General features: G+C 44.7%; 11 protein-coding genes. 5 read left to right on the top strand and 6 right to left on the bottom strand.

The genetic code is table 11. From position 1 onward, the window contains the following. Positions 1–58 precede the first annotated feature (58 nt). The 5 genes from HNP76_RS00740 to HNP76_RS00720 form a co-directional block, all read right to left on the bottom strand. A complete protein-coding gene (locus HNP76_RS00740) occupies positions 59–928 on the bottom strand; it encodes an Rpn family recombination-promoting nuclease/putative transposase (RefSeq protein ID WP_184656459.1) in 870 nt (289 codons plus the stop codon). A gap of 205 nt (positions 929–1,133) precedes the next feature. Further along, a complete protein-coding gene (locus tag HNP76_RS00735; protein ID WP_184656457.1) occupies positions 1,134–2,186 on the bottom strand; it encodes an extracellular solute-binding protein in 1,053 nt (350 codons plus the stop codon). An 18-nt stretch (positions 2,187–2,204) separates the two neighbouring features. Next, entirely contained in the window at positions 2,205–3,080 is an 876-nt protein-coding gene (locus HNP76_RS00730) for an ABC transporter permease (protein WP_184656455.1), read from the bottom strand. 9 nt (positions 3,081–3,089) lie between these two features. Next, a complete protein-coding gene (locus tag HNP76_RS00725; RefSeq protein ID WP_184656453.1) occupies positions 3,090–3,977 on the bottom strand; it encodes an ABC transporter permease in 888 nt (295 codons plus the stop codon). A 100-nt stretch (positions 3,978–4,077) separates the two neighbouring features. Next, complete coding sequence (locus HNP76_RS00720; RefSeq protein WP_184656451.1) at positions 4,078–5,274, bottom strand: ABC transporter ATP-binding protein; 1,197 nt, start codon at positions 5,272–5,274, stop codon at positions 4,078–4,080. Positions 5,275–5,470: 196 nt separating this feature from the next. Between HNP76_RS00720 and HNP76_RS00715 the strand changes: the two genes are divergently transcribed. Next, positions 5,471–7,528 carry a methyl-accepting chemotaxis protein gene (locus tag HNP76_RS00715; RefSeq protein ID WP_184656449.1) on the top strand — a complete coding sequence of 686 codons (2,058 nt, stop codon included), beginning with the start codon at positions 5,471–5,473 and terminating at the stop codon, positions 7,526–7,528. Positions 7,529–7,717: 189 nt separating this feature from the next. Here the strand turns inward: HNP76_RS00715 and HNP76_RS00710 are convergent, their stop codons facing one another. Then, positions 7,718–10,597, bottom strand: a complete 2,880-nt coding sequence (locus HNP76_RS00710; RefSeq protein ID WP_184656447.1) for an adenylate/guanylate cyclase domain-containing protein — start codon at positions 10,595–10,597, stop codon at positions 7,718–7,720. A 92-nt stretch (positions 10,598–10,689) separates the two neighbouring features. Between HNP76_RS00710 and HNP76_RS00705 the strand changes: the two genes are divergently transcribed. The 4 genes from HNP76_RS00705 (at position 10,690) to HNP76_RS00690 (ending at position 14,096) form a co-directional block, all read left to right on the top strand. Further along, complete coding sequence (locus HNP76_RS00705; RefSeq protein ID WP_184656445.1) at positions 10,690–11,145, top strand: hypothetical protein; 456 nt, start codon at positions 10,690–10,692, stop codon at positions 11,143–11,145. Further along, positions 11,142–12,335 carry a hypothetical protein gene (locus HNP76_RS00700; protein ID WP_184656443.1) on the top strand — a complete coding sequence of 398 codons (1,194 nt, stop codon included), beginning with the start codon at positions 11,142–11,144 and terminating at the stop codon, positions 12,333–12,335. The genes HNP76_RS00705 and HNP76_RS00700 overlap by 4 nt, the downstream gene beginning before the upstream one ends. Positions 12,336–12,359: 24 nt before the next feature. Continuing rightward, entirely contained in the window at positions 12,360–13,214 is an 855-nt protein-coding gene (locus HNP76_RS00695; protein WP_184656441.1) for a FecR domain-containing protein, read from the top strand. 102 nt (positions 13,215–13,316) lie between these two features. Beyond that, entirely contained in the window at positions 13,317–14,096 is a 780-nt protein-coding gene (locus HNP76_RS00690; protein ID WP_184656439.1) for a hypothetical protein, read from the top strand. Positions 14,097–14,098: the final 2 nt, after the last annotated feature.

The following is a 14,098-nucleotide window of genomic DNA, read 5'->3' as shown; positions in this document are numbered from 1 at the left end:
GTTTCAAGCGGAAGACCTTCCCGTTTTGCAGCGCGTGTTATATCCCTGTCGTGTAAATTCATAGCGGCGAAACTCCAGATGTTTTTCCATTAATTATTTCTGCAACTTTTTCCAACGGCAAGTCTAAAGATTGCGCAATTATTTCTTGCGAAACTCCATTTCCCCAAAACTTCTTAGTCGCTTCAATTTTTGCTTTGCTCGCACCTTGTGCAAGTCCCTGTCGAAGACCTTCCCGTTTTGCGGCACGTGTTATATCCCTGTCGTGTAAATTCATAGCGGCGTAGTCCCTCCTGAATTTTTCGTTGTCTTTTATCTGCTCAACCAGCGAGGACAGTTGGTTTGTAAAGTCGTCTTCTCCTGGTTCGTTCGTGTGGATGAAGTGAAGGAATGCTCTCACTTTATCATCCTTTTCTTCATTGTATGCACTTGCATTATAAATTACCTTCAACGATTTGTCATTCAAATTTACGGCTGGATTTTCCGAACAAGTGTTTTTGAACGTGTAACAAGGGAGGCCGTAATGGTTTTTCTGCTCGTCCTTGAACGGGTCGCGTTTGCATATGAAGAGGATATAACTGTCTTTCAGTTCGGAATAGTCCTGGCCCTTCATGAGACTGTCCATGTCGATCATGCTCTGATAATATCTTGTGCGCTTGCCAAGAGCGTCCTGCGGATAGGATTGCAGCTCAACATCTATGATTTTGTCCGTGTCCTTTAGATACACATCGAGCCGTACGCCTTTCGTCGTGTAATACGGTGCGATTGTCTTTTCCAGCTCAGGATATTCGATGTGGTTCACGCGGACGTGCAGAAGCCGCTCCACGAGTTCCGCGCAAATCTCCGGGTTCCTCAAGACTTCCTGAAACATGCCGTCATCGGTGAATGTGAGTTCATCAACTGGTTTTGGGTAAAAAATGCTTTCTGTCATAAAAGCTCCTTTTTTGAAAATGTGATATGTAAGTTTCTTTTTCTTACATATATTTATTTCCAAAAAAATTCGATTTTCGGCAATGCAAATATAAAGTTGTCAGAATAATCCAAAAAAAAATGCTCCGCGGCACGCGGAGCAAAATAAATTTGCAGGAAATCAGGGAAGTGCTGGTTAACACTTGAAGCGATTAATCAGTGTTTCATTAGTTCACTTGCAATCTCAGTGCTTCCCACTTGCGGTAGTACATATCGAGATTTTCGCCGAGGTCGTCTTTGAGCTCACAATTGTCCATTGCGCTTGCCGGATAAAGCGGCTTTGTTTTCATGAACTTTTCTGCCTCGAGGTTTACGAAACATGGGAAGCAGAAGAAGTCAAGGAACTGTGCGTAGTTTTCTGGCTTGTGGATGAAATTGATGAATTCTGTGGCAAGCTCGGCTTCTTTTGAGTCTTTGAGGATACACATGCTGTCGAGGTAAGATGCACCACCCTGTTCAGGAATAAAGAAGTCAATTGTGCTTTCCCATTCATCCTCTGGAACTTCACCGTACATTACTTCAGCATAACCGTGGCAGAGCCACAAATTGCCGGCTGCAAAATCTTTTCCGAATCCTTCTGCGTCGAATTTTACGATGTTCGGGAGCCACTTGTTTTTTATCAAATCAACAGCTTCTGTAACTTCCTGCTCATTTTTTGAGCTTACGGCATATCCTTTGTATTTGAGGGCGTCGCCGATTACTTCACGGTAATCGTCCATCATTGATGCGTGACCCTTGAACCGCTCGTCTGCAAAAATGTTCCAGTTGCGTTCATAATCACCGGCAGGCATCTTCTTTTTGTTTACGCCGATGCCAGCTGCACCGAAATAATATGGAACTGCGTAAACCATTTCCGGGTCATAAGTGACTTTTTCAAGAACTTTTGGATTGATTTTGTCGCGGTTTGTGAATTTTGTTTGTACGATTGGCTGGAACATTCCGCGCTTCATCATGATTGAAACATAGTCCTGTGAAGGAACAACGATGTCAAAACTTTTTGCGCCGCCGTTAACCAGCTTGTTGAACATTGTTTCGTTTGAATCGTATTCTGTGATAACAACTTTGCAGTCGAACTCTTTTTCAAATGCTTCAACAACACTTGTTGGGGTGTAGTAAGTCCATGTGAAGAGTTTCAATGTCTTTTTCTGATTGCAAGAAGAAAGACCCAAAACAGCGGTAAATCCAAGTGCCGCCAAAGCGATTTTAGAAGAAAGTTTCATTTTTTTCTCCGAAATATTTTAATGTGCGGCTGCGAAACCTTTGAGGCTTTTTCTCAAAAGAACTGCAAGACCGCCGATTAGTAAAATAAGAACGAATGAAAGCGCGTTGATAACCGGGCTAACTCCGTGTCTGATCATATTATAAACATAAATTGGCAAAGTCTCAACATTACCATTTACCAAAGAAGTGATTACAAAGTCTTCGATGGACATTGTAACGCTCATCATAAATCCGCTCATGATTCCAGGCATGATTGCAGGAATAATGACTTTGAAAAGCGTCTGAGTTTCGTTTGCTCCCAGGTCGTGGCTGGCTTCGATGATTGAATAATCAAATTCGTCCACGCGGGCTGAGACCATGAGATAAACGAACGGAAGACAGAAAGTTGTGTGCGCGATTATGATTGTGCCAAGCCCCAAATCCATGTGGATTCCGCTGAGGAAGATGAGGAGGGAAACACCCATGATTACTTCTGGCAGTACCATTGGCAAGAAACTGACCGATTGAATATAAGAGCGGCCGAAGAATTTGTACCAGCTGTTTCCGATTGCGGCAAGACTTCCCAAAACTGTTGAAAGAATTGCTGAAACGAGCGCGACTACGGCGCTGTAAAAAAGAGACATCCACAATCTGCCCGACTTCAAGAAAAGCTCTTCATACCATACAAGTGAAACGCCTGTAAAATGCGAACCTTTTGATGCGTTAAAAGAATAGAAAATAATCACAAAAAGCGGAACGAACAGGAAAAGCAATGCAATCAGAAGAACTGTATTCGAAAATGAGAATGCCCGGCCACGTTTTTTCCAGCCGCGTTTAGCATGTTTGTTCGCCTCATTTTTGGCGACAGGATTTCGTTTTAAAAATGCAAGAATTACTGATATAAGAAAGTCCATTCTCTGCTCCTAGTCTTTTTTCATTTTTTTGAGGCTGGCTTCTTTTTTGTCAGAAGAAATCATGAACAAAATCGCAGCCATTGATACAACCGTAAGAACTACGCTGAATGCGCTGGCGAGCGGCAAATTTCGTGCTTTCTGAATCTGATCCATGATGATGTTTCCGAGCATGTAGCTTTCGGTTGAGCCGATAATCTGCGGAACAGTGTAGTTTCCGAAAATCGGAATGAAAGTGAAAATAAGGGCGCTGATTATGCCTGATTTGATTCCGGGAATCATTACTCGGAAAATCGCGCCTGCCTTTGTTGCACCCAAATCGCGTGCTGCTTCGAGCAGGGTGAAATCAAAACGGTCTACCGAAGTGAAAATCGGCAGAATGGCATAAGGAAGATACATGTAAATGCTGACAAGAACGACCGCAAATTTTGTGAACATGAACTTGTGGGGAACAAAAACGCCGTCGCTGTTCCGGCTCACGAAGAAGCAGAATTTTGCGAAAATTTCACAGATTCCGTTGAGCGCGCCGTTTTCGCCCAAAATCGTCATCCATGCGAAGATTCGGATCAGTGAGTTTGTGAGAAACGGGACGATTACAAGAATGAGCAGCGTTGTCTGATGCCGGCTGCGTGCAATCGCATATCCGCATGGAAGGGCAATCAGAATTGAAATAAATGTTGCCACGACAGTCATCCAGAGCGTGCGGAAGAAAATCTTGGCATAGGCGGCAGAAAACATCTGCTTGTAAGCGTCAAGCGTGAACTCGTGGATAACGCCGCCGAACATATCGCGCTTCATAAAAGAATAAGCCACGATAATAGCCAGAGGAACGACAAAAAAGAGCGAGAACCAGATTCCCATGGGGTAAGAATAGAATGGACCTGGATTTGACTTACGCATAAAAAATCTCCTCAAATCAAATCAATGCGCCACATGGAGGTGGCATAAAGGCAGTTGACCGCGAGTTTTCGGAAGAAAACTCGTCACGACAGGATGTCGATTATTTTTCGATGTCTTCAACGATATATCCGTCTTCGGCTGACCAGGAAATGTAGACTGTGTCCTTCCACTGAATCTCCGGGCCTTCGTCCAGGTAATTCTGGTGCTGCTTAAAGACTTTGACGATTGTGCCTGTCTTTTCGAGCTTGACGTAGAATTTTGACTGGAAGCCTGTGTAGACTGGTTCTTCGACGATTCCCTTGAAAACGTTGATATCCTTGCGGCCGTTTACGTTTGGTTCTTCGAGAGTGATGCGGATTTTTTCCGGGCGGACTGTGAATGCGACCTGCTGGCCTTCATCAGTGTGCTCATAGTCTGTAACGAGGATGTTTTTGTCTTCTTCTTTGGTGGCCTGTGTGTCGCCTGTGAGCTGGGCCTGCATTCCGAGTGCCGGAACGTTGAGGGTAACCATGTGCTCGATGTCAGCCTTGCCCTCGACCTTGTAGCTTTCGCATTTTACGACTTTTGCCTCAAAGAGGTTGGTCTCACCGATGAACTGGGCAACGAACTGGGTTGCCGGGCTTTCGTAAATTTCGAATGGTGAACCGACCTGAAGGACATGACCGTGATTCATTACGGCGATTCGGTCTGAGACTGCAAGGGCTTCACTCTGGTCGTGTGTGACGAAAATGAAGGTGATTCCGATTTTGTCGTGGAGGTGATCAAGCTCAACCAGAAGATTTGAGCGCAGTTTTGCGTCAAGGGCCGAAAGAGGCTCGTCAAGCAAAAGAACTTTTGGCTCGTTAATCAAAGCTCGGGCGATTGCGACACGCTGCCTCTGACCGCCGGAAAGCTGGTTTGGCTTTTTAAAGATATGCTCGTCGAGTTCAACAAGGTGAACGTACTGACGGACTTTTTCATCAATTTCGTTTTTTGGAAGTTTTTTGAGCCGCAATGGGAACGCAACGTTTTCATAGACGCTCAGATGCGGAAAAAGCGCGTAGTTCTGGAAAACTGTGTTTGAATGGCGCTTGTTCGGCGGAAGCCCGGTGACGTCAACATCATCAAAAAGAACGGCTCCGTCATCAGGAAATTCAAATCCTGCAAGAATGCGCAAAAGAGTTGTCTTGCCGCAGCCACTCGGGCCCAGAAGAGTGAAAAATTCACCCTGTTTAATGGTAAAATCTATATTGTCGAGTGCGACAAAATCTCCGAATTGTTTGTGTACATTTTGAATAGAAACCTGACTTCCTTTCAATCTTCTCGTGCCTCACGCCCTGAATTCCTGAGAATCCGGGCAAAGTAATTTTCTTCCATATTAAAATAGATTTTATCTACAAAGATTGCAATAAGAATTCTGATAAATTAATTAAAAATTTGACAGAATACAAAAAGTTTCCGATAATATTTAGGATAAATTTAATAAATTTATTCAGGTGGGAAAAGGAGAAAAAATGATTAGTTTAAAGTTATCTACCAAAATCAGCATTCTTGCCGCAGCCTCGATTATTATAGCATCCGTTGCGGTCGGAGTAATTTCAACTAATGTAACAAGTTCCGAAATAACAGAACTTACACTCGAAAATCTTGAAACTACAGAATTGGGCGTTATGGACAGTCTTGACCAGTGGCGCCAGCAGCTTCAGGTTGCAACTCTCGTTCTTGCCGACAAAACCCGTCTTGCTACAGCCTTGGATGACGGTGATTATGAAACCGCCGACGCCCTTACCACTGAGCAGAAAAAGGTTCTCGACATCGATTACCTCATTACAACTGATGACAGCGGCATCATAGTTGGTGGAAATGCTCCAAAAGGCACAAACCTCAGCTCTTCACATGCCGTAAATCATGCTTTGAAGGGCTTTGTTGAATACGCTTACGAGTCAAATTCCATCTATAATTACAGTCTTGTCGTAGCTTATCCGGTCAAGAAAGACGGGCGCGTTGTAGGTGCTGTTGTTGGAACTTTCAGCATGACAGACTCAGAATTTGTTGAGGCAATCAAAAAGAACTACAAAGTTGAATGTACAATGTTCGAAGGAAAAGTCCGTGCCGCAACAACTCTGGGCGCAAATCTCGTCGGAACAACCCTCGACAATCAGAAAATCGTTGACCTGGTTCTTACAAGGGGCGATCGCTACGATGGATTCAACACGATTGCAGGCAAAAAATACATGTCAGTTTACGCCCCGATTCGTGATTCAAGCGGATCAATTTCAGGCATGCTTTTCGTTGCAAAATCAATGGAAATCGTTAACCACGCTATTAACACGGTTATTCAGATTGTAGTGCCGATTATTCTTGGTCTTGCAATTGTTCTTGTCATCATCGCAACAATTTTCGTACGCACAATGCTCCGTCCTCTTAACGGCGTAAAGACTACACTGAACGACATTTCTTCGGGAGATGCTGACCTCACCAAGCGAATCGAGCTCAAATCAAAGGACGAAATCGGCGATGTCGTCAACGGATTCAATACATTTGCTGGCAAGCTTCAGAACATCATCGGGGACGTCAAAACTTCAAAAGACGAGCTCATGGTTGCAGGTGAAAATCTTTCGGGTGCAACTCAGGACACGGCAAGTTCAATCACACAGATTATCGCAAACATTGAGAGCATGAAGAAGCAGTTTGACTCTCAGAACCAGTCGGTAAGCCAGACTGCCGGAGCCGTAAACGAGATTGCCTCAAACATTGAGTCTTTGGAGCGCATGATTGAATCTCAGTCAAGCGGCGTCACAGAGGCTTCTGCCGCCGTAGAACAGATGATAGGCAACATTTCTTCTGTAAACGCATCAATGGAAAAGATGGCCGGCTCATTCAGCGAGCTCCGTGCAAATTCTCAGACAGGTATCAACAAGCAGAAGGCAGTTAATGACCGAATCGACGAAATTGAATCTCAGTCAGAAATGCTTCAGGAAGCAAACGTTGCAATCGCATCAATCGCTTCTCAGACAAACCTTCTCGCTATGAACGCCGCAATTGAGGCTGCTCACGCTGGTGAAGCAGGAAAAGGCTTCGCGGTTGTTGCAGACGAAATCCGTAAGCTTTCAGAAACTTCAACGGCTCAGTCAAAGACAATCGGTGACCAGCTCAACAACATCAAGGAATCAATCAATCAGGTCGTTTCGGCTTCAAGCGAATCAAGCCTCGCTTTCGAGACAGTTTCACGCAAACTCGAAGAAACCGATGCCCTCGTAATGCAGATTCGTGCGGCAATGGAAGAGCAGAACGAAGGTTCTCAGCAGATTACCGAAGCCCTGCACAATATGAACGACAGCACGGTTGAAGTCCGCAATGCATCAAATGAAATGTCCGAAGGAAACAAGATGATCCTTAAGGAAGTTCAGATGCTTCAGAATGCGGCCATGACCATGACCCAGAGCATGGATGAAATGGCAGCCGGTGCCCGAAAAATCAATGAAACAGGCGCCGCACTCACCGAAGTTTCCGGTCAGATCAACGAATCAATCAACAAGATTGGCGAGCAGGTTGATCAGTTCAAGGTTTGAAAATTACATCCTGTAATTTTCAAACCAACGAGAAAATTCAAACAAGAAAATCTTTCTGATTTTAGATTTTCTTGCGTTCACCCAAAGTCAAACACGGCAAAAATCGTTGACTTTGCCGTTTGAATTTTCTCTCTTTGCTTTTTCCCCGCATTCATGCGGGGTATTTTTTTGTAGTTATCAATGATTTGTTTATTTAGACTTCATTGTGTAAACGCCGTCCCAGACTTTCGGGAGACCGTTCTTGGTAAAGTCAACACAGCGCTCCATGAAGACCTTGGAACTTTCGTCCTGCGGGTACATTTCATCTGCCTGCTTGTAAAGGGCGTAGGCTTTCTTTAAGTCTTCAATATCTTTCGGCACGTTCGGAGTGTCCATGCCTTTGAGATACCACTTCATGCCCTCATTGAACAATTCCGTTGCCTTGATTCGCTTTTCGCTGAGCTCATTGCGCAGACCGATAATCGAATAGATTCCGACCGGCCTTTTGACGTTTATAACGCGAACACAGTCCAGCTTTCGGGCGACGATTTTTCCGGCATTTTCTCCGCGGTTTGCCGCTTCCCAGGTTGATTCAGAACACATAATCCATGATCCGTAAACTTTGTTGGTTCCTTCAAGACGGCTGGCAAGGTTTACGTTGTTGCCCATGATTGTGTAGTTGAGTTTTTTGACCGTTCCCATGTTGCCGACGACCATGTTTCCCGTATTGAGGCCGACTCGCGAATGCAGGTAGAAAGGCTCTCCTGTGGCCGGATTGATTGGCAGCTTCCTTTTGTTTTCTTCGTTGAAGCGGTATTCTGCCTGTAACATGCGGATTGCGGCTACACAGGCGTCATAGGCGTTGTTTTCATCGTGGATTGGAGCTCCGAAGAATGAAACGATTTCGTCACCGACGTATTTATCGATTGTGCCATTGTTGTCCATGATTGCGTCACTGAGGACGCCAAGGTAATCGTTGAGGATTGCTACCAGCCTTTCAGCGCCCTTATCCTCACCCTCTTCGTTGTTGATGACTTCCGTAAAGCCAGAGAATGTCTTTACATCGGAGAAAAGGGCCGTGAGGTTGTCACTTTTACCGCCCAAGCTTGCGACCTTAGGATTCTTAACAATCTGCTCAACGACTGCCGGAGCAACGTAGGCACCGAATGTTGTCTGCAGGAATTTCTTGTCTTTTTCGCTGGTTGCAAAGCGGTTGATTGTCATTGCAAGATAAGAAGTGAAGGCAATCAAAATGGCTGCAAGGGCCGGAATGTAAACGCTGAACATAACCATGAGAAGAACCGGAATTATAAGGCTTATAACGACGAGAATTACACCGGTAATATTCTGAATCAATGCCCTCTTTTCTGCAGGAAGAACGATAAGCAGAATGGCGAAAATGCTTGAAAGCACGACTCCCCAAATCCAGCTGACCGGATAGATGAAATCCTGATTCATGATTGTGTTGTAGACGTTTGCGTGGGTTCCGATGTTCTTGTAGGCTCGTTCAAATGGAATGGTACCCAAATCTGTTGTTGAACTTGCCGTGTGACCAAGAATACAGAATGAATTGGCGTAATTTGCCTTTTTCTCAGCGAAAATTGAATTGTAAAGGTTGATTTCATTTGAAAGCGTATCGAATGTTTTCGTGAGGTCTGTGACAGTCCTCTGATATTCATCTGGAGGAATTAATTCGCTCATGGCAAGAAGCTGCCCGGAAATTTCTTCCATTGCCATGCCGTTACATAATTCCGTGACGTTTTCGAAAAAATCTTTGCGGGCCTGGAAATACTGAACGTAATCAGAATATTCAACTCCGCCCCCGATTGCTTTTCCTTCTATATCATAGCCTTCGCACTTGGAGAGAAGGAATTCCTTAAAATCGCTGATGTCCTTGTAATCAGCAACAAGCTGACTTGTAGTCGCTGCGGCCATAAGAGGCTCAAGCCCAAGGGACTTATTAATCTTTGCCATTTCAACAGATTCAAGGAATCTCTCAAGACCTTTAAGCTCAATAACTATATTCTTTTCAAGGGAATCCAACTCGGCCAGGAAAAAGAGGCTTTCATGACGGAAAGAATCAATGAAAAGTGTGTGCAGCCAGTTGATGATGACTTTGCCCTTTGAATCCAGCGGAATCTTTACTGTTTTGCCGCCTGCTCCCTGACAATTGTTGAGCCTGATGCTGCCTTTTTCGCGGATTATCTGCTCAGGTTTTAAAATCCGAAGGATCGGTGCAAAAGCGAGCTGACCTGAATAGACGTCGTCTTTTTTGTTAAGAAGCTCGATTCGGCGGCGGGTTCCGTCCATGTCGATGATGACGTTTGTAAATCCTGCACCTGCCGCGTGGCTCATGAATTTGTTCATGGCTGGTGAAAAGCCGATGAGATATTTTTTCAGGAAGTCCGGGTTGTCCCAGTCAGGCTTTTCTTCTGTAAAATTGTCGATGAAAGAAGATTTGAAACTGTCTACGCGGCTCTGTCTGAAGTCTTTAAGAATCAGGTCGCCTTTATCTTCTACATTATAGAGGAATCTTTTTTTGACGTAGTCGATTTCCTCGTCGCTGTATTTCATGTTGATGGCGAGGGTATTGATAGTGAGCCAGGTGTTGCCGAAAAACTGAATGGCCCTCGCAAAGTAGTCATCGTTATCCTTTATGAAATTTTCGAAATTCGGACGACTGCCGTCAAAACTTGATGCGGCCTCGATAATTGCGTCTTCGTTGACGGCAAGGCTTGATGGCGCGAGGTACTCAATATCGAATACGGCCGCCGCAGCGCCAAATTCCTTCATGCGCATGAGTGCGTTTGCAAAGACGTTTCTCGGCCACGGCCAGGTTTTCATTTCCTCAAAGGAATCGTTACTCAATGAGGCATCGTCCGCTTCGACCAGAAGAATTTCCTTGCGTACGTCCGGGCTTTTTCTAAAGCCCAGCAGCAGGTCGTAGATTCGGTAATCGAATTTCTGCAATGCACCGATGGCACAGAAAACTGACCAGAACAAAACTGCACTAGCAACAATAATTGCGGCTACCAATTTGCGTGGAAAACTTTTTTCCGTTTCTTTTGATTTTTTTCGTCGTTTTTCCATGACAAATAGTATAACACAAGTTATAATATAACTGTAAATTTTCTTAATATTTTTTGGAAAATTTGATATTTCTAAAAGGGGAGCCTACAGAAATGAAAAAGTTTATTTCTTTTTTTGCAATTGCTCTGCTTGCATCCTTGTCAGTCTGTGCCCAAAGCTCAGAACAATTGTCCAAAATCCTAAAATCAGAAAAAGTCACTTTTGCAGAAGCTTCATATTTGCCTGCTATTTACGCAAAACTTGTTCCGGAAGAAGCCACTGAAGAAGAAACCTTCAAAGCCCTGCAGGATAACGGCTATTTTAATTCATCAATCAGTCCTGATTCTCCGGTCGCTCTGGACCAGCTTTGCAACATTTATATGAAGGCTTTTGGCATTAAGGGCGGCTTGTTCTATTCACTTTTCAAATCACCAAGATACGCATTCAAAGAGTTTAAGGCTAAGGCCCTGCTTCCGACTGAGGCAGATCCTTCAATGGTGGCTTCTGGAAGAGATTCCCTGGATATTTTTAACTGCTGTTTCGAAATCATTGAGGGGGAAGAAAAATGAAATTAAATCTCAAAAAACTTATTGTCTTTATTTCAGCCCTTGCCGCTGCCCAGTCACTCTTTGCTTTTGAAATTGGCGGTCTGCTCACAAATGATTCAAAATTCCTCAATGCCGAAAAGGACGGTTCCCTCAAGCTGGATCAAAAGAACGGCATTAACCTCTGGTTCCGAAATCCAGTCTCGGAGGACGGCTCAAGCTATCTTGCAGGCGAAGGTTCCTTCCAGTTTGAAAAGGATGCCCGCAAGGAAGACAGCGATAAGCAGCTTAAACTTTTCGCTGATTTAAACCTTTTCAAGCTGGTCGTAAAAAAAGAAATTGAATCCGGCAACATCACTTTCTCAGCCGGACGATTCTACAATTCTGACCTGACCGGCCTTATCTACACTCAGAACGGTGACGGACTTAAGCTCGACGCATCTTTGTCCAGCGTAGAACTTTCTGTTTTCGGGGCTTACACAGGTCTTCTCAACGCCAAAAACATCACGATTCTTGGCGATACCACCAGCCTCACTGACAAAGAAAAGACGGTCTACGTTATGGCAAACAAATTTTCTGTCGGAGCCTTAACGCTTTCCTTCCCGTATTTTGCCGCAAACCAGACCCTTTCTCTTGAAGGTCTTGCCGCGCTCTCACTTGAATCAACAAAATTAAACCGCTTCTACGGAACTTTAGCCCTCAACGGACCTCTTTTTACACCTGTCTTCTATAATATCTCTTCAACAATGGGATTTGCAAAATATGACGAGCAGGACATGGTAAAGGGCAACCTCACAAAGGGTTCGATTTCTGTCTATCCTGATTTCAAGTCAATGTCATTCTCCCTCAGCGGTCTTTATGCTTCAGGCAAGCAGGGCAGCTTTGAGGCTTTCCAGGGCTTCACTAGCAACACGGCTGTTAATTCTTTGAGCGAGCCTGAATATTCCGGCATAGTCCTTGCAGGCCTTTCTGCCTCAATCAAGCCGGTCGATAATTTCCTCTTCTTTGCCGGTGCCGACATTGTTTTCAACACTCTGGCTGGCGATGAAAAAAAGGACATTGAGAGAGCCGGACTTCAGTATACAGCCGGTTTCAACTGGCAGCTTGTCAGCGATGTATCTTTGGGAGCAAATCTTTGTCAGTTCATCGGCAAGGACAAATATGCTGATGGCAACAAAACTCAGTTCAGAATCACGGCCGCAATTGCGTTCTAAATGTTAAAACAAGGAGGTTCCTTTATGAAAAAACTTATTCTTTCAGTGATTTTATCAGCACTTGCCTTTACTTCATTCGCAATGCAGGCAACTGTTGTTTCAACAAAAGGTAAGGCAGAAGTTCAGAATGGCGGTGCCTGGGTTGCTCTCAAGGCCGGCGATTCTCTTGATCAGGGCTCTGTCATTCAAACAGGATTCAAATCAGAAGTTGTCATTAAAATCAAGGAGTCAACCGTTACCGTTGCCCAGCTTTCAAGAATCACCTTGCAGACTCTTGCGGAGCGTGAAGGCTTGAACGGCGCTCTGGGCAAGGATGAAACATCAATCTTCCTTGATACTGGCGCCCTCCGCTCAAACGTCCAGAAATCTATTGACCGGCGCGTTGGCTTCACTGTCCGCTCTCCGGTTGCAACGGCTTCTGTCCGCGGTACAATCTTTGACATGAAGGCTCGTTACCGGGCTGTAAATCTTTCTACAATTCAGGGCAGGGTTGCTTTCTGGAAAAATACTGCCAAAAGCGAGGCAAGCCTTAATAATGCTGAGCCAGGCCCTGTAGGTGAAGCTCCTGAAGGCAACGGCCCTGATGCCCTCACCGATGATAAGGCTCCTTCAAAAGCCGTCGTTGTTCGTGAAAAGCAAAATGCATCTGTTGATAAGGGAGGCGGCATGTCTTCTCCTGAGGCAACGGCTCATGGCAATTCTTCCGGCATCGGAAGGGGCACTCAGCCTGCTTCTGCCGCAGAGCGTTCTGCTCCAGTCGGTGGTGCTGCTATGCCTGGTCCTGGTGCTATCGGTGGCCCTGGAGCAAATGGTGGCTCTGGTAGCGGAGGCTTTAACAGCACAGGTACGCTCAATATTACTGTCGGTTTTGAAAACTAGTAAATTTTAATTGTATAAACGGTCGCACAGAATTTTTCCATGCGGCCGCTTTTTTTTGTTTTTTTGCTTTTGCAAAGTCCTTATATTTGATAAACTATAAACATGCTTAAAAAAACTTTTTTAATTTTTCTTGCAATCTCTGCAGTTTTTATTTCTTCCTGTAAAAAAGAAAAATCCCTCAAGGTTTCTGAGGCACTGGCATCCTCTGGCTCTGAGCCTGGAGAGAACGTCCCTGAAAAACTCAAAAAGATTTCTGCAGACACAAAAGCATATCTCGAAGGCAAAAATATCGTCGTAATTCTGGGCTACGGCTACAATGATGAGGCAAACATTTCAAAAATCACCCAGTCGCTCAACAACAATTTCGGTATTGAAACAGAAGAAAAACCTGCCTTGATTTCGGTTTTCGTTTATCCTGCTGACTTTATGGTTGCCGGAAAGGAGAGAATCAGTTCTCTTGCAGACCGAATCGAAGACAAAAATCTTGCCGGCATGGTCATTCTTGGTGCTCCGGAAGGCCTTCATATCGCCATGTCAAAGATTCAGGACAAATTCGAGGACGGCAAAATCCCTTATCCAGTCTTCACTTTCTTCTCTCAGGACGACGTGCTCGGCTCTGAGTCTACATCTGATTTCGTTCTGGACTATGCCCACAAGGCCGGTGTCCTCGAAGATGAAGTCACTGACTATATCCCGGATTTTGACGCCACCCAGATTCTTACAAACGCAATTTCATCTATGATAGAACTGCGCGAGCCACTAAAAGCTGATGCGGCCCTCATGCCATTCGTTCAGAAATTGCTGGAAAAAAATCGCACTCTTGTCCACTATGTTGATGGTGAAACAGGATTGCAGTCAATCAATCATTTTATTTTCGAGTAGGC

It is taken from the genome of Treponema ruminis, assembly GCF_014201975.1.
Lineage (GTDB): Bacteria > Spirochaetota > Spirochaetia > Treponematales > Treponemataceae > Treponema_D > Treponema_D ruminis.
Note: the sequence above shows the minus strand (reverse complement) of the source record. Positions and strands in the feature narration are given on the sequence as shown.